General features: G+C 68.1%; 27 protein-coding genes. 11 read left to right on the top strand and 16 right to left on the bottom strand.

Features of this window, described 5'->3' with window-relative positions; genetic code table 11:
• Positions 1-55 precede the first annotated feature (55 nt).
• On the top strand, positions 56-1696 hold the full coding sequence (locus ACQVBX_RS10370) for an acyl-CoA dehydrogenase family protein (protein ID WP_431634002.1): 1641 nt from the start codon (positions 56-58) through the stop codon (positions 1694-1696).
• A gap of 82 nt (positions 1697-1778) precedes the next feature.
• Complete coding sequence (locus ACQVBX_RS10375; RefSeq protein WP_431634003.1) at positions 1779-2267, top strand: asparaginase domain-containing protein; 489 nt, start codon at positions 1779-1781, stop codon at positions 2265-2267.
• A gap of 112 nt (positions 2268-2379) precedes the next feature.
• On the opposite strand, the gene ACQVBX_RS10380 is transcribed toward ACQVBX_RS10375, so the two are convergent.
• The 3 genes from ACQVBX_RS10380 to sufT all read right to left on the bottom strand — a co-directional run bounded on the left by ACQVBX_RS10380 (position 2380) and on the right by sufT (position 8623).
• Entirely contained in the window at positions 2380-4545 is a 2166-nt protein-coding gene (locus ACQVBX_RS10380; protein WP_431634004.1) for a M4 family metallopeptidase, read from the bottom strand.
• Between the two features lie 560 nt (positions 4546-5105).
• Positions 5106-7631, bottom strand: a complete 2526-nt coding sequence (locus ACQVBX_RS10385) for a pre-peptidase C-terminal domain-containing protein (protein WP_431634005.1) — start codon at positions 7629-7631, stop codon at positions 5106-5108.
• A gap of 434 nt (positions 7632-8065) precedes the next feature.
• Positions 8066-8623, bottom strand: coding sequence for a putative Fe-S cluster assembly protein SufT (gene sufT / locus ACQVBX_RS10390; protein ID WP_431634006.1), 558 nt, complete (start codon positions 8621-8623; stop codon positions 8066-8068).
• Between the two features lie 205 nt (positions 8624-8828).
• On the opposite strand from sufT, the gene ACQVBX_RS10395 reads away from it, so the two are divergent.
• A complete protein-coding gene (locus tag ACQVBX_RS10395; RefSeq protein ID WP_431634007.1) occupies positions 8829-9254 on the top strand; it encodes a hypothetical protein in 426 nt (141 codons plus the stop codon).
• Positions 9255-9267: 13 nt separating this feature from the next.
• Here the strand turns inward: ACQVBX_RS10395 and ACQVBX_RS10400 are convergent, their stop codons facing one another.
• Together ACQVBX_RS10400 and ACQVBX_RS10405 are read right to left on the bottom strand one after the other, a co-directional pair.
• Positions 9268-10701, bottom strand: coding sequence for an NAD(P)(+) transhydrogenase (Re/Si-specific) subunit beta (locus ACQVBX_RS10400; RefSeq protein WP_431634008.1), 1434 nt, complete (start codon positions 10699-10701; stop codon positions 9268-9270).
• Positions 10701-11009 (bottom strand): NAD(P) transhydrogenase subunit alpha, encoded by a 309-nt coding sequence (locus tag ACQVBX_RS10405; RefSeq protein ID WP_431634009.1) that lies wholly within the window; start codon positions 11007-11009, stop codon positions 10701-10703. The genes ACQVBX_RS10400 and ACQVBX_RS10405 overlap by 1 nt, the downstream gene beginning before the upstream one ends.
• 153 nt (positions 11010-11162) lie before the next feature.
• Here ACQVBX_RS10405 and ACQVBX_RS10410 point away from each other — a divergent pair, with 153 nt between their 5' ends.
• From ACQVBX_RS10410 to ACQVBX_RS10420, 3 genes are read left to right on the top strand one after another with little or no spacing between them, the layout of a single operon-like run.
• Complete coding sequence (locus ACQVBX_RS10410) at positions 11163-11741, top strand: RNA polymerase sigma factor (protein WP_431638156.1); 579 nt, start codon at positions 11163-11165, stop codon at positions 11739-11741.
• On the top strand, positions 11738-12121 hold the full coding sequence (locus ACQVBX_RS10415) for a hypothetical protein (protein WP_431634010.1): 384 nt from the start codon (positions 11738-11740) through the stop codon (positions 12119-12121). Before ACQVBX_RS10410 ends, ACQVBX_RS10415 begins: the two co-directional genes overlap by 4 nt.
• Positions 12122-12124: 3 nt before the next feature.
• On the top strand, positions 12125-12673 hold the full coding sequence (locus ACQVBX_RS10420) for a DUF3106 domain-containing protein (RefSeq protein WP_431634011.1): 549 nt from the start codon (positions 12125-12127) through the stop codon (positions 12671-12673).
• Between the two features lie 76 nt (positions 12674-12749).
• Here the strand turns inward: ACQVBX_RS10420 and ACQVBX_RS10425 are convergent, their stop codons facing one another.
• Complete coding sequence (locus tag ACQVBX_RS10425; RefSeq protein ID WP_431634012.1) at positions 12750-13850, bottom strand: NAD(P) transhydrogenase subunit alpha; 1101 nt, start codon at positions 13848-13850, stop codon at positions 12750-12752.
• A 163-nt stretch (positions 13851-14013) separates the two neighbouring features.
• Here ACQVBX_RS10425 and cdd point away from each other — a divergent pair, with 163 nt between their 5' ends.
• The 5 genes from cdd (at position 14014) to ACQVBX_RS10450 (ending at position 17124) form a co-directional block, all read left to right on the top strand.
• Complete coding sequence (gene cdd, locus ACQVBX_RS10430) at positions 14014-14430, top strand: cytidine deaminase (protein WP_431634013.1); 417 nt, start codon at positions 14014-14016, stop codon at positions 14428-14430.
• Between the two features lie 8 nt (positions 14431-14438).
• Positions 14439-15026, top strand: a complete 588-nt coding sequence (locus ACQVBX_RS10435) for a nitroreductase family protein (protein ID WP_431634014.1) — start codon at positions 14439-14441, stop codon at positions 15024-15026.
• On the top strand, positions 15023-15928 hold the full coding sequence (locus tag ACQVBX_RS10440; RefSeq protein ID WP_431634015.1) for a 5'-3' exonuclease: 906 nt from the start codon (positions 15023-15025) through the stop codon (positions 15926-15928). The genes ACQVBX_RS10435 and ACQVBX_RS10440 overlap by 4 nt, the downstream gene beginning before the upstream one ends.
• Positions 15929-16083: 155 nt before the next feature.
• Positions 16084-16659 carry an NUDIX hydrolase gene (locus tag ACQVBX_RS10445; protein WP_431634016.1) on the top strand — a complete coding sequence of 192 codons (576 nt, stop codon included), beginning with the start codon at positions 16084-16086 and terminating at the stop codon, positions 16657-16659.
• A gap of 117 nt (positions 16660-16776) precedes the next feature.
• The gene (locus tag ACQVBX_RS10450) at positions 16777-17124 is read left to right on the top strand and encodes a hypothetical protein (protein ID WP_431634017.1); all 348 of its coding nucleotides are present in this window, start codon (positions 16777-16779) and stop codon (positions 17122-17124) included.
• Between the two features lie 95 nt (positions 17125-17219).
• Here the strand turns inward: ACQVBX_RS10450 and ACQVBX_RS10455 are convergent, their stop codons facing one another.
• The 10 genes from ACQVBX_RS10455 to ACQVBX_RS10500 form a co-directional block, all read right to left on the bottom strand.
• Positions 17220-17624: a hypothetical protein gene (locus ACQVBX_RS10455; RefSeq protein ID WP_431634018.1), complete on the bottom strand. Its 405-nt coding sequence runs from the start codon at positions 17622-17624 to the stop codon at positions 17220-17222.
• Between the two features lie 29 nt (positions 17625-17653).
• On the bottom strand, positions 17654-18034 hold the full coding sequence (locus ACQVBX_RS10460; RefSeq protein WP_431634019.1) for a hypothetical protein: 381 nt from the start codon (positions 18032-18034) through the stop codon (positions 17654-17656).
• Between the two features lie 116 nt (positions 18035-18150).
• Positions 18151-18456 (bottom strand): STAS domain-containing protein, encoded by a 306-nt coding sequence (locus ACQVBX_RS10465; RefSeq protein WP_431634020.1) that lies wholly within the window; start codon positions 18454-18456, stop codon positions 18151-18153.
• An 11-nt stretch (positions 18457-18467) separates the two neighbouring features.
• Positions 18468-19649 carry a methyl-accepting chemotaxis protein gene (locus tag ACQVBX_RS10470; protein WP_431634021.1) on the bottom strand — a complete coding sequence of 394 codons (1182 nt, stop codon included), beginning with the start codon at positions 19647-19649 and terminating at the stop codon, positions 18468-18470.
• A gap of 14 nt (positions 19650-19663) precedes the next feature.
• Positions 19664-20755, bottom strand: a complete 1092-nt coding sequence (locus tag ACQVBX_RS10475) for a protein-glutamate methylesterase/protein-glutamine glutaminase (RefSeq protein WP_431634022.1) — start codon at positions 20753-20755, stop codon at positions 19664-19666.
• Positions 20756-20997: 242 nt separating this feature from the next.
• Positions 20998-21666 carry a chemoreceptor glutamine deamidase CheD gene (cheD, locus tag ACQVBX_RS10480; protein ID WP_431634023.1) on the bottom strand — a complete coding sequence of 223 codons (669 nt, stop codon included), beginning with the start codon at positions 21664-21666 and terminating at the stop codon, positions 20998-21000.
• Positions 21663-22553 carry a CheR family methyltransferase gene (locus tag ACQVBX_RS10485; protein WP_431634024.1) on the bottom strand — a complete coding sequence of 297 codons (891 nt, stop codon included), beginning with the start codon at positions 22551-22553 and terminating at the stop codon, positions 21663-21665. Before ACQVBX_RS10485 ends, cheD begins: the two co-directional genes overlap by 4 nt.
• Before the next feature lie 3 nt (positions 22554-22556).
• Positions 22557-24287: a methyl-accepting chemotaxis protein gene (locus ACQVBX_RS10490; RefSeq protein WP_431634025.1), complete on the bottom strand. Its 1731-nt coding sequence runs from the start codon at positions 24285-24287 to the stop codon at positions 22557-22559.
• A gap of 11 nt (positions 24288-24298) precedes the next feature.
• The gene (locus ACQVBX_RS10495) at positions 24299-24805 is read right to left on the bottom strand and encodes a chemotaxis protein CheW (RefSeq protein ID WP_431634026.1); all 507 of its coding nucleotides are present in this window, start codon (positions 24803-24805) and stop codon (positions 24299-24301) included.
• A 610-nt stretch (positions 24806-25415) separates the two neighbouring features.
• Positions 25416-25916 carry a chemotaxis protein CheW gene (locus ACQVBX_RS10500; protein WP_431634027.1) on the bottom strand — a complete coding sequence of 167 codons (501 nt, stop codon included), beginning with the start codon at positions 25914-25916 and terminating at the stop codon, positions 25416-25418.
• Positions 25917-25956 lie beyond the last annotated feature (40 nt).

Below are 25956 nucleotides of genomic sequence, written 5' to 3' on the forward strand. Positions count from 1 at the left end.
CGGTCCACGCGCAATAGCGTGCCTATACTCAAAGCGCTGCCAGCGGGAGACGGCCATGAGCTTTCTGCAGGATGCGCCACGACTGCATCACCCCTACCGCGACGACCGCGTGCTACGCGGCCTCCTCGATCGCGTCGTGCCGGCCGACCGCCGCGCGGAGCTGGACCGCGACCTCGATGCCCTGGCCGACTACGCGCTGATGGCGTGGCAAAAGGTGGGCCAGAGCACGCGGCGCAAGCCGGTGCTGACGGCATGGGACGCGTGGGGGCGGCGGGTCGATCGCATCGAACTGACCGACGCCTGGCGCGAGGGTCCGGGCATCACCACACGCCACGCCGTGCTTGCCGCCGGGCACGCGGCGCATCCGGATGCACGCCTCGAGGCCTTCGCGCGGGTCTACCTCTATCACCTGGCAAGCGAGTTCTACACCTGCCCGCTGGCCATGACCGACGGTGCCGCCACCGCGCTGAAGGCCTCGGGCAACGCCGCGCTGATCGAACGCGCCTTGCCGCACTTCCTCAGCCGCGACCCCGCCACGTTCTGGCTCAGCGGCCAGTGGATGACCGAGACCGCCGGTGGCTCGGACGTGGGCCGCACGGAGACGCTGGCGCGATGCGACGACGACGGACAGTGGCGACTGTACGGCCGCAAGTGGTTCAGTTCGGCAGTGGTTGGCGAGGCGGCGCTGGCGCTGGCCCGGCCCGAAGGTGCCGGCGCCGGTACCGCGGCGCTCGCGCTGTTCTACGTGGAGACGATGGAGGGCGCGCAGCGGCGTCCCGAGCTGGTCATCGATCGCCTGAAGGACAAGCTCGGCACGCACGAGCTGCCCACCGCCGAGATCCACCTCGACGGCCTGCCCGCCTGGCCGGTGGGCGAGCTGGCGCACGGCGTGCGGCAGCTCGCGCCGATGCTCAACGTCACCCGCACGTGGAACGCCATCTGCGCGGTGGCCAGCATGGCGCGGGCGATCGCGCTGGCGCGCGACTACGCCGCCCGGCGCGAGGCTTTCGGCCGCCCGCTGATCGAGCATCCGCTGCACGCGCAGACGCTGGCCGGGATGCAGGCCGAGTTCGAGGGCGCCTTCGCGCTGGGCTTCGAGGTAGCCCATCTGCTGGGCCGTGTCGAGCATGGCGCAGCCGATGCGCACGAGCCGGCGCTGCTGCGCCTGCTCACGCCGCTGGCCAAGCTGTGGACCGGCAAGCTCGCCGTGGAGCTGTGCTCCGAGGCGCTGGAATGCTTCGGCGGCGCTGGCTACATCGAGGACACCGGCCTGCCGCAGCTGTTGCGCGACGCGCAGGTCTACCCGATCTGGGAGGGCACCACCAACGTGCTGTCTCTGGACGCGCTGCGCGGTATCGGTGACGGGCTGGGCGCCTTGCGCCATGCGATCGCCGGATGGACGCGCGAGGCCGGCGATGGGGCCGCCGCACAGGCCATCCATGCGGCGCTGGATACCGCCAGCGTCTTCCTCGACCGCCAGGGCGATCGGCGCGGTGCGCTGGAAGCCGGGGCACGCGGATTAGCCCTGACGCTGGCGCGCTGCGCCGCGGCAGCCCTGCTCGTTCGCCAGGCGGGCTGGGCCACCGCACGAGGCGACCGGCGACCGGCCGCTGCGTTGCGGCGCTTCCTGGAGCACGGATTGCTGCGCCTTCACTGGTCCGATCGCGACGATACGGCCGCGCTGCTGGATGACTGAGCCAGGCGCGGCGCCGAAGCATTGGGAGCCGCGCCGCCGCACGGGCTAAAATGCCCCGATCCCCTCCAGCGGCGCAGCGACCATGCAGCATCTGACCATCGTCACCACCGGCGGCACCATCGACAAGATCTATTTCGACGACAAGTCGGATTACAAGATCGGTGCGCCGCAGATCGGCGACATCCTCGGCCAGCTAGGCGTGGCGTTTCAGTACGACGTGATCCCGATCCTGCGCAAGGACAGCCTGCACGTCACCGACGAGGACCGCGCGCTGATCCGCTCCACCATCGAGGCGCAGCCACACCGCCACGTGCTGGTGACCCACGGCACCGACACCATGGTGGAAACGGCCAAGGTGCTGGCCGGCATCCCCGGCAAGGTGATCGTGCTGACCGGGGCGCTGAACCCGGCGCGCTTCCAGGGTTCCGATGCGGTATTCAACATCGGCTGCGCGGTAGCGGCGGTGCAGACCCTGCCCGACGGCGTCTACATCACCATGAACGGGCGCGTGTGGGATCCGTCGAAGGTGCGCAAGAACCGCGACGCAAATCGTTTCGAACCGGTCGGCTGAAGCTCGCCTCGTCGGTCTCCCGGTGCGGCGACCGAAACATCCGCCGCACCAAAAGAAAACCCCGGCCGAGGCCGGGGTTTCCGTTTTACACCTCACACAATGATCGTGAAGATCAGTTGACCGTCGTGGTCAGGGTGACGCCCGAGAACGTCTGGTACGCACGCACGTTGAAGTAGTACGTCGTGGCGCTGCTCGGCGTAAACGTGCAGCTCTCGCTATTGCCGGTCTTGTACGGACGGCAGTTGTAGCTGGACGTCGTCGGTGCACTGCCCGCCTTCACGTACAGATCCGCATCGCCGGTGCCGCCGGAGATCGAGATGGTCACCGTATGGCCGGCAGCGACCGCCTGGGTGTAGGTCGTGGAAACACCACCCGTGTTCACCGTCGGCAGGCTGACCGAACCGCCGGTGCCACCGCCGCCGCCACCACCGCCGGTGGAGTAGGAGGCCTTCACCGTGACGCCGGAGTACGCCGCGTAGCCGTGCACCTTCAGGTAGTACTTGCCGGCCACCGGCGAGGCGACGGTGCAGCTCTCGGAGTTGCCGGTCTTGTACGGACGGCAGTCGTAGCTGCTGGTGGTGGGCGCGCTGCCTGCCTTGGTGTACAAGTCGGCATCACCGGTACCACCGGAGATCGACATCACCAGGTTGGTCGCACCGGACGGCACGGTGATGAAGTAGTCGTTGTCGCCACCGGTCGCGGCGCTGACGCCGGTGACGGCCACGTTGTTCTGCAGCTCGGTCGTGCCACCGCCACCACCGCCACCGCCGCCGCCACCCGGGCAGGTCACGCCCACGCCATTGAACGCGGTGACCACGTCATTGGAGCTGTAGCCCAGGTCGGTGGCGGCCGATTCCACACCGCAGGCGCCGGAGTTGAAGGTGGACGTTGCGGTCCAGTATGACTTGTTCGCCAGGGCGAACACCTGGAAGGCCTTCTTCACGTCCCAGCCGCTGGTCTTGGCCAGCAGGCAGAACGCCTTGTTGTAAACGCCGCTGGAGTAGTGCACGTCCAGGCCCGAGTTGTAGTCGGCGGCGTTGTCGATCGAGCCGCCATCCTGCGGCGGGTTGCACATGTAGCGCAGCGCGTCGCCGATGCCGGCGCTGGTCTTGACGATGTCGCGGCCCACCAGGAAGTCGGCGGCGCCACGGTCGTAGAACTCGGCCGCTTCACCGGCGATGTCCGAGTAGGCCTCGTTCATGCCGCCGGACTGGCCGGTGTACTGCAGGCCGGAGTTCTGCTCGGTGTAGCCGTGGCTGATCTCGTGGCTGGTGACGTCCAGCGAGACCAGCGGATAGAACGTGCTGGCGCCATCGCCGAAGTACATGGCGGTGCCGTCCCAGAACGCGTTCTCGTAGTTGTTCTTGTAGTGCACGTTCATGCGCAGCTTCATGTTGAGCGGCGCGGCGCCCGTGTAGGCCACGTACATGTCATGCACCACGCCACCGAAGTGGTGGGCGTCGTTCACCGGCGAGTAGGCGCCGTTGATCGCGTCGGTGTTGCTGTTGGGGCAGGTGAAGCTGACGATCGAGCCGCCGCTGGTGCCGTGGTTGAGGTTGTACGTCACCACGTTGGTGTTGTTCAGCGTGCAGGTGCTGCCGGACTGGGTGACGTCCAGCGCGGCGTAGTCGGTGCCGTAGATGTACTGGCCGGTCTTCTGGTTGCCGCCCGGGCCGGTGGCCGAGGCGTAGGTCAGGCCGTTCCAGCTCTGGATCACTTCGCCGGTGTTTGCGTCGACGATCGCGGTGGGGCGCGACGGCTGGCCGTTGCCGCTGACCACGTACGAGGTGCGATAGACCAGGCGCGCCGGGCCGTTGTCCTGCGGATAGACGAACAGGTCAGCCTGCTGGTTGCTGATCTTCGCGCCGCCGACCAGCGTGGTGTGCGCATGGCTCTTCAGTGCATCGATGGCCTTGGCAGCGGTGAGATGCGGCGCGACCGACACCAGGTCCGAGTCGAGGTTCTGCGCCAGGTCACCGGTGGCACGCAGGGCGTTGCCGTTGGCGTCCTCCACCACGGCCACGCTGCGGCCGTACACCGGCACGCCGCGATACATCTGCTGTTGGCGGACGACGTGGCGACCATTGGCCACGGCGACCGAACTGCGCGCGACCAGCGCGCTGTTCGCGCCAAGGCCGAGGTGCGTCGAAAGGGACGCGGCCGGGACTGCTCCCAGATTCTGTGCGTGGAGGCTGTGCGTGGTGGCGGCCGTGGCTACCGAGGCGGTGGCCATGCCGATTGCGGCGACCAGTACTTTCAAGCGAAGACTGCTCTGCATTGCTGACTCCTGGACATTATTGGGACGAACGGACCCTATGCGGCCGCATCGACCCCATTTATGAGTGACCGCAGAAAACTGCGGCTCCATACTTCGTTGGATTGTCTAGCGATGCCTGTCGACCCGCCTGCGGCCTCCCCCGTTGCTTCCTTTCAGGGCGCGCGGCGAACCATGAGACGGCTGCCGAAATTTCCTACGGCAACCACAGGATCATCCGTCAACCTCCCCGCCAACGGACTGACTGACCATAGGCGCCCCGGATGACTGCAACAAGGTGAATAATTCCTATGGGGACAGTCACTTGAGTCGATTCGCCGGACGACTGATCGGCTGAAAATCCAGCTACTGCAAGCTCTTGCGCGCATTTTCTTGCACGCCGAATGCCTCGTTCGAACCTCTGGGCAGACCTCGACCGGGCGTCAAACTTGTGACCCCCGTCAAGCGCATGACGCGCTCGCACCGCCACCACAAAAAACGGCCCCGGTCATCCTTGACCGGGGCCGCGGGACTTCAGGTGCAGCCGCCTATCTCCAGCGGCCTTCACGCACGATGACGATGACTCAGTTCCAGGTCGCCTTGAGCGTGACGCCCGAGAACGCGCTGTAGCCGTTGAGCATGATGTAGTACGTGCCGGTGGACGGCGACGCCACCGTGCAGCTCTCGCTGTTGCCAGTCACGTACGGACGGCAGTCGTAGCTGCTGGTGGTCGGCGTGGCGCCGAACTTCACGTACAGGTCTTCGTCACCCGTGCCACCGGAGGTGGTGATCGCCAGGTTGGTCGCTCCGGCCGGGATCTGCACCGTGTAATACAGCTTGGCGTTCGTTGCACCGGAGAGCCCGGTCACCGGCACGCCGTTCTGCAGCACGTTGCTGCCACCGCCACCGCCGGTGCTCCAGGTCGCCTTGATGGTCACGCCGGAGAAGGCCGAGTAACCATGCAGCTTGACGTAGTAGGTACCCGCCTGCGGCGAGGCCACCGTGCAGCTTTCGTTGTTGCCGGTGACATACGGACGGCAGTCGTAGCTGCTGAGGGTCGGGGCAGAGCCGAACTTGGTGTACAGGTCCGCATCGCCCGTACCACCGGAGCTGGCAATCACCAGGTTGGTCGCGCCAGCCGGCACCACCACCGTATAACTGAGATCCGCGCCGGTGGCTGCCGCCTGCCCCGTGAGGGCAACGCCGTTCTGCAGCTGGCTACCACCGCCGCCGCTTCCGGCCACCGTCACCGACTGCGTCTTGGTGTTGGTGGCGCCACTGTTATCAGTGACCGTCAGGGCGACGCTGTAGGTGCCGGCGGCCGCGTAGGTGTGACTCGGGTTAGTGGCGGTGGACGTGCCGCCATCGCCGAAGTTCCATGAACGCGACGCGATGGAGCCATCACTGTCGGTGGAGCTGTCGGTGAAGCTCACGCTGAGCCCGCTGACGCTGTCGCTGAAATTCGCCACCGGCGGCACATTGGTGCTGCCGCCACCGCCGCCCACGTCAGCGATCAGCTTGTTGATGATCAGGCTGCCGAAGCCAGTGGCGAAGTCGTAACCCACCCCTGCGGTTTCCCCGCTGTTGTTGCCCGAGGTGACGTCATGGAAGTCGGCCGACGGCAACTGATAGATCAGCGGCGCCGCGAAGCCGATGCTGCTCCCCTTGGCAGCCAGCACCCGCGACCAGATGCCTGAGAAGATCGGCGCCGCCAGCGAGGTGCCGCCGATCTGCTGGGTGGCGCCGCTGACGATCACCTTCGCACCGGAGTTGGGACTCGCATCGAAAGCGATGTCAGGCACGCCGCGCTTGCTGCCCGAGACCACGCCGGACTGCCAGGTGGGCTGCGGCTCGAACAGGCTGGGGCTGCCACCGGTAGCGCCCTCGTTCGCTGACAGGTCGTTCCACACCACCTCGCTGGTCCAGGTCGTGGTGGACGCGTTCAATGTGGTGCCGCCCACCGCGACGACGTAGGGCGAGCTGGCCGGATAACTCGGCGTGATGCCACCGTCACCGCACTCGTCGGCACCGGAGTCGCCCGAGGACACCGAAAAGGTCTGACCCTGTGCCACGGCCTGCTGGAAGGCCTGATCGTCGGCCGCCGCCGAACCATCCTGCTGGGTGGCAGTCTCGCACTCGCCCAACGAGACGTTGATGATCTTGACCTGGTTGTCCGAGACGATCTTGTTGATGTCGGCGGTGAGGTTGGCGTTGGACAGGGTCGGGATGTTGTAGAAGATGATCCCGCCGACCTGGCCACCGGCCGCGCCGACAATGTCCTGGCTGTCCAGGTTCCATTCGCCCAGCCCGCTGGTATCGGTGCTGGTGCCGTTGGTGTTGATGGTCTGCGTGGTGACGGTCGGCAGGCCGTTCTGCGAAGTGAAGCTGTTTAAGTCGGTGATCGTCTGAGTGATCTTGCCCTGGGTGATGATGCCTACCGTGACACCCGCGCCGGTGGTCTGGCCGGCGCCGCCATAGATCGCCGAGAACTCGGTGGGGTTATGACCCGTGATGGCCTGTGGCGTGAGCCCGCTCTGCAGCTTCATGAACGTGTGCGGCCGGTGCACATCCTGCAGGCCGATCACCGACAGCACGCTGTCCTTAAGCGCCGACGGAATGTTGATCTCGCTGGTGTTTGCGAAGCCTTCCCTGCCGCGTGCCGTACGCACATGGGCGAAGGTGGTGCTGAAGGCCGCCTTGACCACGTCGGCGGTGCCGTCCGCCGATACCAGCATGTTGTTCGGCGCCACCACCACGTTGGAGAAGCCTGCCGCCTTGAGGTAGGCCACCACCGCCTGCGCCTGACTCGCCGTCGGCGAATGCTGCGCACGGAATTCGGCGGGGGTCATCGTGCGCTTGGCGATCAGCAGGCTGGGGTTGCGGGCGGCGGCCAGGAAAGCGTGCAGTTGACTCTGGTTGCGCAGTTTCAGCGCCACTTCGATGTGCATGGGCTGCGAGGCGGCAACGGCACCCGTCACCACGTCGCCCTGATGCAGGGCGAGTGGACCGGCCACCTTCACCATGGTGTTGCTGCCCGTCGCGAACGCGGCCGGCGTGGCGACCACGGCGATCGCCGCGGCCAGCGCCTTCAGTCGAAAATTCACTGCCATGTGTAGCTCCTGGTTTTTTTGAGGCGCAACAGCCCGATGCGGCCGTAAGACCCCATGAATAATCCGCCGCATTGCGGTGCGGCTCCGAGTACGGATGGTGTGATGCGATGCCTGTCGATCGACCGCCGCCGGCTCTTGTCATTCCATGACGGGCGACACGCGATCCAGGAGTCGAAAGCAGCGCCGCTGCCGGCTGATTCCACGGGATCAGTCACTGGCCTCCTGACCAGCGAATGCCCGGGACATTAGGACCTGCTTTTCAGGTCAACAAGCGGGAAAATTTCTTAGGGGGAGTGACGCAAGTCACGAACGTAAAATCTTTCGCATTCAATTACTTAGGATGTAATTTCTTGCGCCGAAAAGCGCATTAAATTGCGCCCGCAGCAACGTCGGAACCCACTTGTGAAAAGCGCCTCCGGCATGCGCTCGCATGCTCAGAGCATGCCGGTCTCGAGCTTGGCCGCATCGGACATCATCGAGTGATTCCACGGCGGATCGAACACGAGATCCACGTCGGCCTCGGCGACGGTGGGAATGAGCTCGAGCTTGGTACGCACATCGTCGACGAGGATGTCACCCATGCCGCATCCCGGCGCGGTGAGCGTCATCTTGACGTACACCTTGCGCTGCTCGGCCGCGGTGCTTTCCAGGCTCACGTCGTAGACGAGACCGAGCTCGACCACGTTGATCGGGATTTCCGGATCGAACACCGTGCGCAGCTGCTGCCACACGAGTTTCTCGACGTCGTCGTCGCTGGCGTCATCGGCCAGCTCGATCGCCGGTGGCGGCTCCTTGCCCAGCGCGTCGGCCTCGCTGCCGGCAATGCGGAACAGGTTGCCTTCCACGTACACCGTGAAGCTGCCGCCCAGCGCCTGGGTGATGTAGCCGATCTGGCCGGCCGGCAGCACCACCGTCTCGCCCTGCGGCACCATCACCGCGGTGCAGTCCCGCTCGAGGGTGAAAGGTTCGCTGCTCAGACTGAAACCGCTCATGCCTATCCTGCCGATGCCGTGAACGCGTGCCCGTGGCGCGCCGAATTGCCCATTATGCCGCCCACCCCGACCGGCTGCCCAATGCAGATCGGGCTGGCGGGCCCGGGAATCAAGGCACGGGGCCGCTCCCACCCCCACGCGTTATCATCCGCGCTTTGCCTCAGGCCCGCTGCACGATGCTGCCTTCCCTTCGGCGCGCTGCGCCATGACGCGGCGCCGCCGCACGTTCGCCAATGCCTTCGCAGCGATCAGCGCAGCCATGCTCGGCCTCGCCGCCGGCGCGCTGTGGATGTTGCCGACGGCCTACCTGCGCAGCTCCCTGCCCTGGCTCGCGGTGCCGCTGGGGGCGCTGCTCGGCTGGGCGATCGCCCATTGGGTGCTGCCACGGCGGGGCGCGGCGCTGCTGGCGGCACTGGCCACCCTGCTCGCGGCCTCTTACGTGAGCGCGTTGATCGCCGCTGCCCGGCTCGCCGGGAACATGGACATGGGCCTTATCGAAGCCATGCGTATTGCTGGCGCGGGCATGCTGTGGTCGCTGATGCGCCTCTCGCTCGACGGCGCCCAACTGGCGTGGTTCGCCGCAGGGGCCGCCATGGCGGCATGGACGGCGCGTCGCAGCATCGGGCGCTGAACGCGCCCTGCCCTCAGCTCTCCAGCGCCTTCAGCGCCGCCACCAGTTCGCCGGCCGCGGCCTGTCCGTCGCCGTACAGCATGCGGGCGTTGTCGGCGTAGAACAGCGCGTTCTCGATGCCGGCGAAGCCGGTGCCTCGGCCGCGCTTGATCACGATGACGTTCTTCGCCAGCGCCACGTCGAGGATCGGCATGCCGTAGATCGGCGAAGCCGGGTCGGTCTTGGCCACCGGGTTCACCACGTCGTTGGCACCGATCACCAGCGCCACGTCGGTGTTGGGGAACTCGGGGTTGATGTCGTCCATGTCGGCGATCAGGTCGTACGGCACACCGGCCTCGGCCAGCAGCACATTCATGTGGCCCGGCATGCGCCCAGCCACCGGGTGGATGGCGAACTTCACCTTCACCCCGCGCTCGATCAGCAGCTTGGCGAACTCCCACACCTTGTGCTGCGCCTGCGCCACGGCCATGCCGTAGCCGGGCACGATCACCACGCGCTCGGCGTAGGCCATCATCACCGCCACGTCGCTGGCCTCGATCGGCTTCTGGCTGCCGGTAATGGCCTGCGCCTCGCCGCCGGCCGCCACGCCGAAGCTGCCGAACAGCACGTTGCCGATCGAGCGGTTCATCGCCTTGGCCATCAGCTGGGTCAGCAGCGTGCCGGCCGCGCCGACCACGGTGCCGGCGATGATCATCGCCTCGTTGTCCAGCACGAAGCCCTCGAACGCCACCGCCAGGCCGGTGAACGCGTTGTAGAGCGAGATCACCACCGGCATGTCGGCGCCGCCGATCGGTAGCGTCATCATCAGACCGAACGCCAGCGCCAGCGCGAAGAACGCCACGATCACCGGCAGCGTGAGGTGGCCAGCCACCAGCCAGGCGCCGCAGGCCACCGCACCGGCAAGCACCAGCAGGTTGACCACGCGCTGGGCGGGAAACACGAAGCGCCGGTCCAGCCAGCCCTGCAGCTTGGCGAAGGCGATCAAGGAGCCGGAAAAGCTCACCGCGCCAATCAGCGCACCCAGCACGCCCAGCACCAGCTGCGCCATGCCGGGGGTCGCAGTGGGATCGGCGCTGAACTTGGCCCCATCCAGCAGCACCACCGCGCTGCCGGCGAAGCCGACCAGCTCGGCGGCGCCGATCGCCGCAGCCGCACCGCCGCCCATACCGTTGTACAGCGCCACCATCTGCGGCATGTCGGTCATCGCCACACGCTTTCCGGTCCACCACGCGGCGGACACGCCCAGCAGCACCGCCACGCCGATCAGCGCACGGTTGTGGATGTCCGGCAGTGCAAAGGTGACCAGCACCGCCAGCAGCATGCCGTAGCCGGCCCATACGATGCCGCCACGCGCAGTGCGCGGCGAGCTCATGCGCTTGAGGCCCAGGATGAACAGCGCGGCGGCAATGAAGTAGCACGCCTTGATCAGGGTCGGCAGCCAGCTCATCAGTGGCTCCCTGGCTTGGTTGCGCCCGGCTTGCTGGACTTGAACATCTCCAGCATCCGCTCGGTCACCACGTAACCGCCGGCCGCGTTGCCGGCGCCCAGCAGCACGCCGATGAAGCCGATCACCGTCTCGAAGGTGGTCTGCGCGTGGCCTAGCGCGATCATCGCGCCAACCAGCACAATGCCGTGGATGAAGTTCGAGCCGGACATCAGCGGGGTATGCAGGATCACCGGCACGCGGGCGATGATCTCGTACCCGGTGAACGCGGCAAGCATGAAGATATACAGCGCCAGGAAACCGTCGATCATGACCCCTCCCTGCCCGAACGGCGTGGTTTCCGCATCATACGGTTGCCCGTCAACGCGTGCGAGCCTGCCGCGTTGAGTGCGGGGAGCGAACCGATGGCGCCACGCCAGGCCCCGCCGGACACCGTGGATGTGGAGCCGATGAACAGCCTTGCCATGCCGATGACCGACAACGCGCTTGCCGACGAGGCGGGCGAACGCAGCGTGCCGGCCACGCTGGACGCCTTCCTGGCGCAGGTGGAACGGCGGGCGTTTCGCATGGCTGAACTGCAGCTGGGCCATCGGGAAGACGCGTTCGACGCCGTGCAGGACGCCATGCTGCGGCTGGTGCGGCACTACCGCGACAAACCGGCCAGCGAATGGACTCCGCTGTTCTGGGGCATCCTGCGCCGGCGCATCGTCGACCTGCAGCGGCGGCGCAAAGTGCGCGCCATCGTGGTCGGCTGGCTCGGGGGCGGCCGCGACGGCGACGGCGACGAACTGCCGACGTGGGAGCCGGCCGACACCGGCCCCGGGCCGCAGGACCGGCTGCAGGACGCCCAGTCGTGGCGCGACATGTCCGCCGCGGTCAAGAACCTGCCGCAGCGCCAGCGCGAAGCATTCATGTTGCGTGTGCTTGAAGGCCTGGACGTGGCCGAGACCGCCCGCGCCATGGGCTGCTCCGAAGGCAGCGTGAAAACCCACCTGTCGCGCGCCATGCATCACCTGCGCGACCAACTGGAGGAATGGCGATGACTTCGCCCGACGAACGCCTCGAACAGCGCGCCCGTGCGCTCTACCGCCAGGCGGCACAGGAACTGGACCCCGCCATGACCGGACGCCTGCGCGCCGCGCGGCACGATGCGCTGCAGCCGGCGCCCCCCGCGCGCCGTGCCGCCCGCCTGCTGCTGCCCGCCGGCGCGTTCGCGGCGGTGGCGCTGGCTGCCCTGATGACGTGGCCGACGCACCGCGGCATCCCGGTGCAGGTCGCGCCACCCGTCGCCAGCAACGTGCTGGCGCAGGAGGACAGTGACCTGCCGCCGGATGCCGACAGCGCCGACCCCACCCTGTACCAGAACCTCGACTTCTACGGTTGGCTGGCGGCCAACGACACCTCCGCCCCGGCGCAGCGCTGAGCCATGCATCCGTCACTACGCCACCTTGCTTCCACGCTGCTGCTCTGCGGCGGCCTGCTCGCCGGCCACGCCGGATCGCTGCACGCCCAGGAAGTCCCCGCACGCGAGGCCCACGCCGCACCCCAACCGTGGCGCACGCTCAGCGCACCGCAGCGCGCGCTGCTGGCCCCGATGCGGGACGACTGGGACACCCTGCCGCCGCGCAAGCAGGCGCACATGCTGGACAAGACCGAGCACTGGCTCACCCTGCCGCCCGAGCAGCAGGACAAGATCCGCGACCGCATCGCGCGCTGGCACGCGATGACGCCGGAACAGCGCCACCTGGCCCGCGAGAACATGCGCAAGTTCCACGAGCTGCCGCCGGAACAGCGCGAACAGCTACATCACGCCTACCAGCAATTCCAGCGGATGCCGCCGGCGCAGCGCGAGAAGCTGCTGCGCAAATGGCGCTCGCAGACCATCGAGCAGCGCCAGCAGTGGTTGCGCGAGATGGGCCCAGCGCACCATCCGCGCGCGGACGGTGCCAGGCCGCCGGGCCCTGGCGGCCGCTGAAGCGAGAGATCAAACGCAAACGCCCCGCAGAGCGCGGGGCGTTTGCGTTTTCAGCGGCGCGCGACGAAGCGCTCGCTCAGCCGGTGAAGCGCGCCGTACCGCCGCGCGTGACGCAGCTCTTGGCGACCAGCTCGTCGGCATCGTCCGGCGCCACCGTGTCGTCCTTGATCAGCAGCTCGACGAAGTTGAACACGTTGCGCGCGTACATTTCCGACGCATGCAGCGGCGCGCCGGCCGGCAGGTTGAGCGGGCCGAGAATGCTCACGCCGCCGTGCTCCACGCGCTCGCCCTGCCGGGTCAGCTCGCAGTTGCCGCCGCTCTCGGCGGCCAGGTCGACGATCAGCGCGCCGGGCTTCATGCCGGCCACCATCGCGGCGCTGAGGATCTTCGGCGCGGGACGGCCCGGCACCGCGGCGGTCGAGACGATCACGTCGACGTTCTTCAGGTGGTCGGCCAGCGCCTGCTGCTGTGCGGCGCGTTCCTCGGCGGACAGCTCGCGCGCATAGCCACCGCTGCCGGCGGCGCTGACGCCGAGATCCAGGAATTTGGCGCCCAGCGACTCCACCTGCTCGCGCGTTTCCGGGCGCACGTCGTAGCCCTCGGTCTGCGCGCCCAGACGGCGCGCCGTGGCGATCGCCTGCAGCCCGGCCACGCCGGCGCCGATCACCAGCACCCGCGAGGGGCGGATGGTGCCGGCGGCAGTGGTAAGCATCGGGAAGAACTTCGGCGCCGACTCGGCCGCGATCAGCATGGCGCGATAGCCCGCCACCGCCGCCTGCGAACTGAGCACGTCCATCGCCTGCGCGCGGGTGGTGCGTGGCAGCAGCTCCAGCGCGTAGGCGGCCAGCTTGCGCGCGGACATCGCCGCGATGCGCGCGGTCGCGCCGTAGGGGCGCAGCTGGCCCACCAGCACGGCGCCCTCGCGCAGGCCGGCGATGGCGCCATCGGCCGGCGGCAGCACGCAGGCCAGCACGTCGGCCTGGGCGCAGACCTCGGCGGCGCTGGCAAACTCGGTATCGGCATACAGTGCATCGGGGAAGCCCGCCGCGGCACCGGCATCGCGCTCCAGCAGCACGCGCCAGCCGCGGCCGCGCATCTTCTTCGCCATCTCCGGCGTGATCGCCACGCGCCGCTCGCCGGCGGCGGTTTCGCGCAATGCGCCCACGGTGATCGCCATCGTGCATGCCCCGTTGGAAAGGTCTCGGCATCGTAGTGCGGCCACCGACACTTGGCGACTGCGCCCCGCCCCGGCGCGGGATGAACGCGCCGGCCGCGCGCAGTAGACTGGCCCGCCAACGGTCGCCCGTGAGCGCCCCGCGGGGTCACGCGGAGACCTCTTGATGGCTGCCACGATCCTGCCTGTCGACGAACTGCTGGACCTCGCGCGCACTGCGCGCCAACGCGCCTACGCTCCCTATTCCCGCTTCCAGGTCGGCGCGGTGGTGCTGACCCACGACGGCCGCCGCTTCGACGGCTGCAACGTGGAGAACGCCGCCTACGGCCTGTGCAATTGCGCCGAGCGCACCGCGCTGTTCGCCGCCGTGGCGGCCGGTTGCCAACCCGGCGACTTCGCCGCGCTGGCGGTGGTGGCCGACACTCCCGGCCCGGTCAGCCCCTGCGGCGCCTGCCGCCAGGTGATGGCCGAACTGTGCCACCAGGCGATGCCCGTCGTGCTGGGCAACCTCGGCGATCAGGTGCAGGAGACCACGGTCGCCAGACTGTTGCCCGACTCGTTCAAAATGCTCCCGCCCTGCTGAGTACCCCGATGCCTTCCTCACCCGCCGATGCGCTCGCCCTGCTCCACCGTCGCCATTCGCCGCCGTCACGCCAGCTTGGCGAACCGGCGCCCGATCCGGCCACGCTCACCGCGCTGCTGGAGGCGGCGATCCGCGTGCCGGATCACGGCAAGCTGGTGCCGTTCCGGCTGATCACCCTGCGCGGCGAGCACAAGCGGCGCTTCGGCGAGCGGCTGTCCGCGCGGGCCATCGCGCGCAACCCGGAACTGTCCGAGGCCAAGCGCGAAAAGGAGCGGCTGCGCTACACCTTCGCGCCGCTGGTGATCGTCGTGGTCAGCCGCATCGACCCCACCAGCTCCGTGCCACCGCTGGAGCAGCAGCTCAGCGCCGGCTGCGTGGCCTACAACCTGCTGCTCGGTGCCGAGGCGCTGGGCTTCGGCGCGCAGTGGCTCACCGGCTGGGCTGCCTACGACACCGAGGTCGCGTCGCTGCTGGGGCTGGCCCAGCACGAGCAGGTGATCGGCTTCGTGCACCTGGGCACGGTGCAGATGGAGGTGCCCGATCGCGAGCGCCCGGCGCTTGCCGAACTGCTCAGCGACTGGAGCGACCCGGCGTGAGCGCCGTCGTCGGCCATCCGTCGGCCCACCTCATCGACGGCAGCCTGTACGTGTTCCGCGCCTGGCACTCCATGCCCGACGAGTTCCACGACGCCGACGGCCATCCGGTCAATGCCGTGCACGGCTTCACCCGCTTTCTGTGCGAGCTGCTGGAGAAGGTGCGCCCCACGCGTGTGGCGGTAGCCTTCGACGCCTCGCTCACCAGCTCGTTCCGCAACGCGATCTACCCGCCGTACAAGGCCAACCGCGAACTGCCGCCGCCGGATCTGGAGCGCCAGTTCGTGCTGTGCCGCGCGATCACCGAAGCGCTCGGCGTGAACGTGATGATCGACCACAGCTACGAGGCCGACGATCTCATCGGCTCTACGCTGTGGAGCCTGCGCGGCCATGGCGTGCCCAGCGTGATCGTCTCGGCCGACAAGGACTTCGGCCAGCTGCTGGGCGAGCACGACGAGCAGTGGGATTTCGCGCGCAACCTTCGCTGGGGTCCGACCGGCGTGCACGAAAAGCTGGGCGTGCATCCGCACCAGGTCGCCGACTATCTCGCCCTGTGCGGCGACGCGGTGGACAACATTCCCGGCGTGCCCGGCATCGGCGCCAAGACCGCGGCCGCGCTGCTCGCCCACTTCGGCAGCCTCGAGGCGCTGCTCGACCGCGTGGACGAGGTGCCCTACCTGCGCCTGCGCGGCGCAGCCACCTGCGCCGCGCGATTGCGCGAACACCGCGAGCTGGCGCTGCTGTACCGGCGCATTACCCGCATCGCGCTCGATGCGCCGATCGCCGACGGCGTCGACGCGCTGCGCCGCCAGAGCGCCCGCGCCGACGCGCTGGACACCCTGTGCGAACAGCTGCGCTTCGGCCCACTCACCCGCGCCCGCCTTCGCGCACTGGCCGACGCCTGACCATCGTTTCAATGTAGGAGCCCGCTCGCGGGCGATGCCCTTCGCTCTGATGCCACATCAAAATCAAGAGCATCGCCCGCGAGCGGGCTCCTACAGGGCGGAATTTATGGGCATGGGTAGTTGAGCGCGCGGACGGCGCGGGGCACCATGCCCGGATGAATCCCGATACCGTGCCGACACCGCCCGACGCCCACGCCGCCGTGGAAACCCTCTATGAAGGCCGCTGGCTCAGCCTGCGCCGGCGCGGCCGCTGGGAATACGCCGAGCGCAACAATCCCGGCGGCGCGGTGATCATCCTGGCGGTGACGCCCGAGGACCGCATCCTGTTCGTCGAGCAGTACCGCGTCTCCATCCTCCAGCGCACCATTGAGATGCCGGCTGGCCTGGTCGGCGACATTGCCGGGCAAGCCGACGAAAGTGCGCTGATTGCCGCCGAGCGCGAACTGGAAGAGGAAACCGGCTACCGCTGCAGCCGCATCGAGTTCATCCACCAGGGCCCTTCATCCTCGGGCATGAGCACCGAGATGATCGCCTTCGCCCGCGCGTGGGACCTGGTCAAGGTGGGCGAAGGCGGCGGCGACGAGAGCGAGGACATCCTCGTGCACGAGGTGCCGCGCCGCGAGGCCGGCGCCTGGCTGTTTGCTCGTGCCGCCGAGGGCTACTCGATCGACCCGAAGCTGTTTGCCGGGCTGTGGTTCCTCGAGCACGTGGGCGGTGGCGCGGTGCGCTGAAGCGGCCGGAAAAATGTGAACTGCATCACGCATGGGTCGTGATGCTGCCCTAAAGAAATTCCGGGGCAGGTCGATTCCTAGGGAAACGCTTCCAATCCACCCGAGGGAACCCCACCCATGAAGACCCTGCTCGCCTCCGCCGTGCTGATGCTGGCCCCGCTGGCCGCCCATGCCGCCTGCGCTCCCACCGATTTCGCCATCCAGGATTTCAAGGTCGCCCAGGGCGCCCGCATGTCCATGAAGGGGCAGGTGATGAACAAGTGCGCCGAGGCCGCCGCCGCGCAGATCAGCATCGCCGCGAAGGACGCCAGCGGTCGCGTGATCCAGGAGAAGAAGGGCTGGCCGGCCGGCACCACCAACATCGCGCCGGGCCAGGCGGTTGACTTCGACCTCGGCCGTCTGTTCCGCTACTCGCCGGACATGGCCACCTACACGGTGACGATCGCTTCGGTGCGCACCTGGTAAGCCGTTCCACGCATCACCACTGCCAAGTAGCAAACGGGGGCCGCAAGGCCCCCGTTTTCTTTTGTCTCGCGCGCTCTTTTGCCTCGCGCGCTGCCTCAGCGAAACGCCACGCGCCCGCGCGATGGATCCAGGCACACCACGTGCGTCGAGAAGAAGCCGTTGCCGAGTACCGCATCGACATCCGGCGCCGCGAACTGGCGCAGCGTGAACGTCTGCGGCCCGGCTGGCTGGCCGGCCACGTCGAACCGTTGGAAAGTGAGGCGACGCAGCAGGTCGGCATCCTTGATCCGCCCGGCCACTGCGGAGGGACGCAGCACGTCCTGCGCGCTGCCCGAGTCCCACTGCATCCGGAACGCGCCGTGCCCGGTCTGCACCTCGGACACCATCACGCCACGCTCCAGGCGCAGTGCGCCGCCCGCGCTGCCGCACTCGCGCTTGAACACACTGGGAGCCGAGGACGGATACAGCCGCAGCTCGCCGCCCGGCTCGTCAAACACCATCTGGTAGCGGCCGAGCAGCCCGAAGCCGATCAGGCCATCCTGCGGCAGCCCGGCCTTGCCGCTGCTGCCGACCAGTTCGTTGCCGTCGAACTGCGAGGCGAGGAGCCCGCCGCCGCCAGAGGCTGCGCATGGAAGATGCGCGAGGTGAATACGTGGCCATCGGCATCGGCGAAGGATTCCTGGTCGCCGGTAAAGCGCACCGGCACCCGCCCGAGCACGGCGGTCTTCAGGCCCACCACCTGATAGCTTCCCGCATCCAGCACCAGCGTGACCGGCTTGCCGCCGATCATGGCGTGCGTCGTCGGCAGGCCATGCTGCAGCGTGAGCGCAATGCGCAGTGGGCGCGGCGCGCTATCGCCGGCGCGCGCGCCGGAAAAAACAAAGGCCAGCGCGAGGCCGGCCAAAGGCATGGATCGTGACATCGTGCTCCTCCCTGGACGCGCGGATGGCAGGCCCTCCCTGCCCGGCCGCAATGCCCGGCCACGATGCCTGACAAAGCCCGGCGCCGCCAGCGCCGGAACCTCACTCAGTGCAGCACGAACAACTTGTCGAAGCCGGCTACCTTGAGCGTGCTGCGCAGCGCGCTGCCGGCGTTGACGATGCGGATGTCGGCATGGTCGGCGCCAGCGTGTTCGCGCAAGAGCAGCAGCATGCCCAGCGCGGAGCTGTCCATGCTGGCGACCTCGCTCAGGTCGACGATGTAGCTGCGCGCGCGGGCGTCGGCGCCCAGGCAGGCGTCGTGGAAGTCGCGGTGCACGGAGAAGTCGAAGCGCTCGCCCAGTTGCAGGGTGAGGCAGTCGTGTTCGCTGTCGTGGTGAACGGTCAGGCTCATGGGGAATTCCTTCAGAACAGTTCGATTTCGCCGGCGTCCATCGAGCTCTGCAGCGCCGGGCCGCGCGAGCGCAGGCGCGCCTTCTCGCGCTGGATCGCCAGGCGGCTGCGCACCTGCTCGGCGCGCTCGGCGAGCACCGCTGCGTCCATCGGATCGCAGGCCAGGCGCTCGATGTCGCGGGTGCATTCGGCGGTCACTTCCTGCAGTTCCACCAGCCGCGTGCGGGTCTGGTTGATCAGCTGGCTGAGGATGTCCTCGAACTGCAGCGAGCGCACCGTGGTCGCCACGTCGCTGCCCAGGCCGCGATTGATCTCCACCACCTGGTCGGCGACGGCGCTGGTGCGCGCGTCGCTTTCGGTGACGTGGGCCATCATCGCGTCGATGCCGCCCTTGGCCGACAGCGCCACGTTGAGATCCTGCGAGGCCATGGTGCCGACCAGCCCGCGCAGCTGCTCCATCGCGCCGCGGGCGCGCTCGACGTGGCTGCCGATCTGCTCGTTGAACTGGTTGGAGTGGCTGGCCAGGTTGCGGATCTCGCCGGCCACCACCGCGAAGCCGCGGCCGGCCTCACCGGCGCGGGCCGCCTCGATCGAGGCATTCAGCGCCAGCAGGTTGGTTTCCTCGGCGATCGTGTTGACGTTCTTCAGCAGGCCGAACACCGCGTCCATCTCCTTCGCCATGCCGTCGATGCGGTAGACGATGCGCAGGCTCTCGCGCGACATCTGCACGATCATGCCGACGAAGTGCTCCAGCAGATCGGAGGTGCGGTCGGCGAAATCCTGCACCGACACCTCGCCGTTCTGCGCACCGATGATCTGCGCCAACAGCGACTGCTGCTGGCCGGTCTTGCGCGACAGGCCGTCGAAGCCACCGCCCAGCTCCAGCACCGCATCGCGCAGCAGGTCCATCGCCTGGTGCAGCTCGCGGGTGGCGTGGCCGAGCTCGTCCACCAGCGCACCGCGCACGTCTTCCAGCGCCTCGCGCACCGGTGCGGTGTTCATCGCCACCGCCGTTTCGACCGGCGCGGCCGCCGGCACGCGGCGACTCTCGACGATCCAGACGGCGGTGAGCGCAATCACCAGCAGCGGCGCCAGCCACACCGGATGCCAGACCAGGCACAGCAGCAACGCCGCCGTACTGGCGAGCAGGCCGGCGACGAGGCGGGAATGGAAGAAGGACACGATGGCAGCCATGGTTGTTCGCTCGATCACGCGCCGACGGCGCTCTTGAAGGGTTGGCGCGCCAGCGTGAGCAGGCGCGCGGCAATATCGTCCAGCGGCAGCGCCTCGCGCGCCGCACCGAGTTTCCAGGCGGCGCCGGGCATGCCCCACACCACCGAGCTGGCTTCGTCCTGCACCAGCGTGCGGGCGCCGGCCTGGCTCAATTCCAGCAGGCCGCGCGCGCCGTCGTCGCCCATGCCGGTGAGCAGCACCGCCACGGTGGAGGCACCAGCGCTGGCAGCCATGGAGCGGAACAGCACGTCCACGCTCGGCTTGTGCCGGTTCACCGGCGGGCCGTCGTGCAGGCGGCATACGTGCTTGGCGCCGTCCCACATCACCAGCAGGTGCTGGCTGCCCGGCGCGATGTAGGCGTGACCGGGCTGAATCGGCTGGCCGTCGTGCGCTTCGCACACGCGCATCGCCGAGCAGTGGTCCATGCGCGCGGCGAACGGGCCACTGAAGGCGGCGGGAATGTGCTGGGTGATCAGGATCGGCGGCGCATCCGGTGGCATCTGTTCCAGCACCACGCGGATCGCCTCGGTGCCGCCGGTGGAGGCGCCGATGGCGATCATCGGACTGCCCGCGCGGGTGCCCGCGCCGCTGGCGCGCGGCAGCACCGCGTCGGCGGAGAGCCGCGGCGGCACGTCGAGCTTGCGCACCTCGGTGCGCACGCGCGGCTTGGCGCCCGCGGCGGCGATCACCTTGGCGCAGATCTCCTGCGCGCCTTCGGCAAAGGTGTTGGCCAGGTCGCTGTTGGGCTTGGTGAAGAAATCCACCGCGCCCAGTTCAAGCGCGCGCAGCGTCACCTCGGCGCCCTGCTCGGTCAGCGAGGAGACCATCACCACCGGCATCGGCCGCAGCCGCATGAGGTTCTCGAGGAAGGTGAGGCCGTCCATGCGCGGCATTTCCACGTCGAGCGTGAGCACGTCGGGGTTGAGCTGCTTGATTTTCTCGCGCGCGACCAGCGGGTCCGGCGCCGTGCCGACCACCTCGATGCGCGGATCGCAGGAGAGCATGGTCGACATGAGCTTCCGCACCAGCGCGGAATCATCGACCACCAGGACTCGTACTCTTTCCATCTTGTCCGTTCTCTCTGCCTGCTCGTAAACCTGTCGACACCGCACAGTGCGTGTAACCTTTGTTACTGCGCGCGACGCACGGGTGGTTCCGTTCGAAGCGAGCGTCATTCCCGCGAAAGCGGGAATCCACTTTGATCTTGTGGCGCCTGAAGATGGATTCCCGCTTTCGCGGGAATGACGCCCTGAGGTGTGTCCCTGACGAAGCGCGGGGCGCGCTTTGCCCATGCGGTCCGGCACCCACCTCAGAACAACTCCACCTCTCCCTTTATCGGATCGTTCGCCAACTGCTTGAGGTACTGCTTCTCGCGCGCCACCAGGGCGAACTCGTCGCGCCCGCGCATCTGCCGCACGCGCACTTTTCCGCTCACTGGAAAGAACTGCACCTGGCGCGGGTACACGTCGCCCAGGTCCGAGGCGGTCACCGCAAGGCCTTCCGTGCGCAAGTAGCGCTGCACGAACTCGATGTTGCGGCTGCCCACGTCGGTCATCTGCGACAGCACGCGGCCGCCACCGAACACCTTCACGTCCCAGTCTTCGCGCCGGCTGCCGGCCTTGAGCAGGGCGTTGATCAGGTGCTCCATCGCGTCGTTGCCGTAGCGCGCCGCGCGGCCCACCGTGGCCGACCAGCTGTCGCGCTCGGCGCCCCGCTCGCCGGTGGGCTCGGGCAGCATGAAGTGGTTCATGCCGCCGAGCTTGAGCCGGCGGTCGTGGATGCAGGCCGAAACGCACGAGCCCAGCACGGTGGAGACCAGCTCGTCCTGCCGGCTCACGTAGTACTCGCCCGGCAGCACCTTCACCGTCATCAGCGAATGGGCCGGATCCCAGAAGCGGCGCATGTGCTCGAACCCGGGCAGCACGGCACCTGCCCCGCTGCCCGGCGCCGGTGGCAGCACGGTAGCGATGGCGCTCATGGCCGTTTCCGGTAGACGGTGCGTCCAATCAGTTCGAAATCGTTGCTCAGTCCATGCATCGACTCGGAGTGGCCGAGGAACAGGTAGCCCCCCGCCGGCAGCATCTGCGCATAGCGCGCGAACAGCTTTTCCTTGGTCGGCTTGTCGAAATAGATCACCACGTTGCGGCAGAAGATCGCGTCGAACGGGCCCTGCATCGGCCAGTCGTGCAACAGGTTCAGCGGCAGGATGGTGACCAGCTCGCGCAGGCGCGGGTGCACCGATACCAGCCCTTCGTATTCGCCCTGCCCGCGCAGGAACCAGCGCTTGCGCCGCTCGTCGCTCACGCCGCCCAGCCGATCAACCGCATAGACGCCCTTGCGCGCCGCTTCCAGCGCCTGGGGCGACAGATCGGTGGCGAGGATCTTGGCGTCGATCGAGGCACCACTGCGCTCGAGCGCCTCGGCCAGCACCATCGCCAGCGCGTACGGCTCCTCGCCGGTGGAACAGCCGGCCGACCAGATGCGCAGCCGATCGCCCTGCCGGCGCTTGTGCTCCAGCCACTCCGGCAGCAGCTTCTCGACCAGCAGGTCGTAGTGGTGCATCTCGCGGAAGAACGCGGTGACGTTGGTGCTGATGGCGCTGGCCAGCTCGCCGAGTTCGGCCTCCGGCTCGCGCTTGAGCACGTCGCAGTAGTCGGCGAAGTCGCGCAGGTGCAGCGCGCGCAGGCGGCGCTGCAGTCGACCCTGCACCAGCTGGCGCTTCTGCTCGCTCAGTGCGATGCCGCACTGGTCGTACACGAAGCGGCGCAGGAACTCGAACTCTGCGTCACCCAGCGACGGCCCGTTCAGTGCCGAAGCCGGGGCGCCCGCCGTGACGCGATCGTCGTTCATGACGGGCACGGCCATCGATCAGAACTCCTTCCAGGCGCCAGCGTCGGCCGTTTCGGCCATCCGCGGGCTAGCCTTGGGGGCGGGCTGCACGGGCGTGCTGCGCACCGCGGCGAACACCGCTTCGGCTTCGGCTGCCACGGTCTTGGCGCGGGTGGTGACCGACGCGGCCATCTCGCCCATGCGCTCGTCGAGCTGGAAGAAGCCCACCTGTTGGGTCAGCTCGGCGGCCTGTTCCTGCATGGCGCGGGCGGCCGCAGCAGCCTCTTCCACCAGGGCGGCGTTCTGCTGGGTCATCTCGTCCATCTGCAGCACGGCGTGGTTCACCTGGTCGATGCCGGCGGACTGCTCGGCGCTGGCCGCGGCGATCTCGGCCACGATGTCGGTGACCTTCTTCACGCTGTCGACGATCTCGGCCAGCGACTTGCCGGTCTGGTCGACCAGGCTGGTGCCGTTGTGCACTTTCTCGGCGCTGTCCTTGATCAGGCCCTTGATCTCCTTGGCCGCACCGGCCGAGCGCTGGGCCAGGTTGCGCACCTCGGTGGCGACCACGGCAAAGCCGCGGCCCTGCTCGCCAGCGCGCGCCGCTTCCACCGCTGCGTTCAGCGCCAGCAGGTTGGTCTGGAAGGCGATCTCGTCGATCAGGCTGACGATGTCGGAAATCTTGCGGCTGGACTCGTTGATCGCCTTCATCGCGACCACCGCCTGGGTCACCACTTCACCACCGCGCTCGGCCTGCTCGCGGGCACCGCGGGCGAGCTGATTGGCGTGGCTGGCGTTCTCGGCGTTCTGCTTCACGGTGGAGGTCATCTGCTCCATCGACGAGGCGGTCTCTTCCAGCGAAGAGGCCTGCTCCTGCGTGCGCTGGCTGAGATCGTCGTTGCCGCGGGCGATCTGCTGCGCGGCCGTGCTCACTTCACCCGAGCCGTTGCGCACTTCACTGACGATCGCCGAGAGGCGCAGATCCATCGTGCGGAACGCGTCGAGCAGTTCGCCCAGCTCGTCCTTGCGGTTGACCTGGATGTCGTGGCCCAGCTTGCCCTGCGCGATCTCGCGGGCGACCTTGCCGGCGTAGGCCAGCGTGTTGATGATCGAGCGGCTCAACGTCAGCGCCATGAAGATCGCCAACGCCAGACCCAGCGCCAGTGCCGAGATGCTGACCACGCGCACCAGCTTGTAGCGGGCGACCTGCGCCTCATAGATGCCCATCGCCTCGGCACGCTGCACTTCCATCAGCTTGGTCAGCTTGTCCTGGCGGGTCAGCAGGAGCGGACGCACCTCCATCTCCAGCACGTCGGCGGCACTGGCGTCGGCCTGGTTGAGCGCGTCTTCCATGTCCTTGCGCGCCGAGGCGTAGTCGGCGTCGTCGGCTTGGTACTTCTTGTACTCGGCTTCTACCCCGGCGCTCTTGGGCAGCTTGTCGAACTCGCCCTTGAGCTTGGTCAGCTCGGCCTGCAAGGCGGTGTACTCGGCCATCTTCTGCTTGAGCTGGTCGGGCTTGGCGACCATGCCGCTGGCCTCGCTCATCAGGATGAAGGCGAGCAGCGACTTGTTGTTGATGCGCGCGACCATGCTGGCCGGCAGCATCTCGTCCTGGTACACGCGGCGCAGCCCCTCGTTCTGCTGCTGCATCGAACCGAAGCCGATCGCCGCACCAATGAGCAGCATCAGCATGAGCATGCCCAGCACGATCCGCAGGCGCCAGCGGATGTTCAGGGAGGGGATCTTGAAGGCGAGCTTGGGCAATTTCATGTCAATTCCTGTCAGGCAACGGCTTTCACTTCGGCGGCCGCGGGAAGGGCGGCTTCGAGCATCTGCGCGTCCTGCGGCTGCAACAGCTTGTCCACGTCAAGCAGCAGCACCATCCGCTCGTCCACGGCGGTGAGCCCCTTGAGGTATTCGGTATCCACGGTGGTGCCCATGTCGGGCACCGGGCGCAGGTTGGCGGCGGTCACGTCGAGCACGTCGGACACACCATCGACCACCACGCCGAAATTGCGCCCGGCCACGGTGACGATCACGGTGACCGTGTTGGCGGTGTATTCCTCGCGCGGCAGGCCGAAGCGCAGGCGCATGTCGATCACTGGCACGATCGCGCCGCGCAGGTTGAGCACGCCCAGCACATAAGACGGCGCCTGCGGAATGCGCGTCACCGGCGTCCAGCCGCGGATCTCGCGCACAGCGAGGATGTCCACGCCGTATTCCTCTTGCGCGAGGTTGAGGGTGAGGTACTGCGACGCTGGGGCGTCGTGGGTGGAAGCATCGGACATGGACGGGCCTCATCTACCGGAACGCCGCGCGGCGCTCGCTGTCAGCCAGCAGATCGACCGGAAACGGGGAAACTTGAGCGGTTGAACCAGAGTCGCGACGCGCGGGCGGAGCGGGCGATGCGCGAGTTACCCCGCCCACCTGTAGGAGCCCGCTCGCGGGCGATGCTTTTGGAATCTGCGCGGATCCAGAACAAAAGGCATCGCCCGTAAACGGGCTCCTACAAGAGCGCGCACGCCAAGCTGCCCCGCCCACCGGTAGGAGCCCGCTCGCGGGCGATGCTCTTGGAATCGGCGCGGATCCAGAGCAAAAGGCATCGCCCGTAAACGGGCTCCTACAAGAGCGCGCACGCCAAGCCGCCTCGCCCACCTGTAGGAGCCCGCTGGCGGGCGATGCTTTTGGAATCTGCGCGGATCCAGAGCAAAAGGCATCGCCCGTAAACGGGCTCCTACAAGAGCGCGCACGCCAAGCCGCCCCGTCCACCTGTAGGAGCCCGCTCGCGGGCGATGCTTTTGGGAATCGGCGCGGATCCAGAGCAAGGGCATCGCCCGTAAACGGGCTCCTACAAGGGCGCGCACGCCAAGCCGCCTCGCTCACTCGTGGGGGCGGGGGTCAGGCGGCTTGGGCTGTGGTGGTGGCGGCCATGGCGGCGTGCACGGCGCTGCGGTCGGCGGGGAGGATCAGCTGGTCGGGATCGAGCACCAGCACCATGCGTTCGCCGGCGGCGGCGCCCTTGAGCCAGGCGAGTTCGGCGCGGGCGTCGGGTTCGTCGCTCGCAGTCGCCGGCTCATCGGGCAGGCCCAGGTCGACGACTTCGGCGACCGCGTCGGCGAGCATCGCCAGGCGCTGGCCGGCCCGCTCCAGCACCACCGTCACCGACGGTCCGCCGGCGACCTGCACGGGCAGGCCGATGCGCCGGCGCAGATCCACCAGCGGCGTGGGTCCAAGCGCGTGTTCAAGCCGGCCCACCACGTAGCCCGGCACCTCGCGCAGCGGCTGCACGGCGCCGCTGACGCGGATGTCCTTCACCGCGCCGAGGGTGATCGCATAGAGATCCTCGCCGAGCAAAAAGGTGAGGTAGTGCGACTGCAGGGAAGCGTAAGCGTCGGTCATGGCGTCGTCGGGTCCTGTGACGTGGAACGGAGCGCGTAGG

Origin of the sequence: Dyella thailandensis (assembly GCF_050749815.1) — a bacterium.
GTDB lineage: Bacteria > Pseudomonadota > Gammaproteobacteria > Xanthomonadales > Rhodanobacteraceae > Dyella_A.

Bases quoted from the DNA above. Each gene is read 5' to 3' on its own strand.
- ACQVBX_RS10490 (WP_431634025.1), bottom strand. From the start codon at position 24,287: ATGAAATTGCCCAAGCTCGCCTTCAAGATCCCCTCCCTGAACATCCGC.
- ACQVBX_RS10400 (WP_431634008.1), bottom strand. From the start codon at position 10,701: ATGAGCTGGCTGCCGACCCTGATCAAGGCGTGCTACTTCATTGCCGCC.
- ACQVBX_RS10460 (WP_431634019.1), bottom strand. From the start codon at position 18,034: ATGCCTTTGGCCGGCCTCGCGCTGGCCTTTGTTTTTTCCGGCGCGCGC.
- ACQVBX_RS10415 (WP_431634010.1), top strand. From the start codon at position 11,738: ATGACTTCGCCCGACGAACGCCTCGAACAGCGCGCCCGTGCGCTCTAC.
- ACQVBX_RS10470 (WP_431634021.1), bottom strand. From the start codon at position 19,649: ATGGCTGCCATCGTGTCCTTCTTCCATTCCCGCCTCGTCGCCGGCCTG.
- ACQVBX_RS10475 (WP_431634022.1), bottom strand. From the start codon at position 20,755: ATGGAAAGAGTACGAGTCCTGGTGGTCGATGATTCCGCGCTGGTGCGG.
- ACQVBX_RS10445 (WP_431634016.1), top strand. From the start codon at position 16,084: ATGAATCCCGATACCGTGCCGACACCGCCCGACGCCCACGCCGCCGTG.
- ACQVBX_RS10455 (WP_431634018.1), bottom strand. From the start codon at position 17,624: ATGGTGTTTGACGAGCCGGGCGGCGAGCTGCGGCTGTATCCGTCCTCG.
- ACQVBX_RS10395 (WP_431634007.1), top strand. From the start codon at position 8,829: ATGACGCGGCGCCGCCGCACGTTCGCCAATGCCTTCGCAGCGATCAGC.
- cheD (WP_431634023.1), bottom strand. From the start codon at position 21,666: ATGAGCGCCATCGCTACCGTGCTGCCACCGGCGCCGGGCAGCGGGGCA.
- sufT (WP_431634006.1), bottom strand. From the start codon at position 8,623: ATGAGCGGTTTCAGTCTGAGCAGCGAACCTTTCACCCTCGAGCGGGAC.
- ACQVBX_RS10405 (WP_431634009.1), bottom strand. From the start codon at position 11,009: ATGATCGACGGTTTCCTGGCGCTGTATATCTTCATGCTTGCCGCGTTC.
- ACQVBX_RS10420 (WP_431634011.1), top strand. From the start codon at position 12,125: ATGCATCCGTCACTACGCCACCTTGCTTCCACGCTGCTGCTCTGCGGC.
- ACQVBX_RS10500 (WP_431634027.1), bottom strand. From the start codon at position 25,916: ATGACCGACGCTTACGCTTCCCTGCAGTCGCACTACCTCACCTTTTTG.
- ACQVBX_RS10380 (WP_431634004.1), bottom strand. From the start codon at position 4,545: ATGCAGAGCAGTCTTCGCTTGAAAGTACTGGTCGCCGCAATCGGCATG.
- cdd (WP_431634013.1), top strand. From the start codon at position 14,014: ATGGCTGCCACGATCCTGCCTGTCGACGAACTGCTGGACCTCGCGCGC.
- ACQVBX_RS10410 (WP_431638156.1), top strand. From the start codon at position 11,163: ATGCCGATGACCGACAACGCGCTTGCCGACGAGGCGGGCGAACGCAGC.
- ACQVBX_RS10495 (WP_431634026.1), bottom strand. From the start codon at position 24,805: ATGTCCGATGCTTCCACCCACGACGCCCCAGCGTCGCAGTACCTCACC.
- ACQVBX_RS10425 (WP_431634012.1), bottom strand. From the start codon at position 13,850: ATGGCGATCACCGTGGGCGCATTGCGCGAAACCGCCGCCGGCGAGCGG.
- ACQVBX_RS10435 (WP_431634014.1), top strand. From the start codon at position 14,439: ATGCCTTCCTCACCCGCCGATGCGCTCGCCCTGCTCCACCGTCGCCAT.
- ACQVBX_RS10370 (WP_431634002.1), top strand. From the start codon at position 56: ATGAGCTTTCTGCAGGATGCGCCACGACTGCATCACCCCTACCGCGAC.
- ACQVBX_RS10465 (WP_431634020.1), bottom strand. From the start codon at position 18,456: ATGAGCCTGACCGTTCACCACGACAGCGAACACGACTGCCTCACCCTG.
- ACQVBX_RS10450 (WP_431634017.1), top strand. From the start codon at position 16,777: ATGAAGACCCTGCTCGCCTCCGCCGTGCTGATGCTGGCCCCGCTGGCC.
- ACQVBX_RS10485 (WP_431634024.1), bottom strand. From the start codon at position 22,553: ATGGCCGTGCCCGTCATGAACGACGATCGCGTCACGGCGGGCGCCCCG.
- ACQVBX_RS10375 (WP_431634003.1), top strand. From the start codon at position 1,779: ATGCAGCATCTGACCATCGTCACCACCGGCGGCACCATCGACAAGATC.
- ACQVBX_RS10385 (WP_431634005.1), bottom strand. From the start codon at position 7,631: ATGGCAGTGAATTTTCGACTGAAGGCGCTGGCCGCGGCGATCGCCGTG.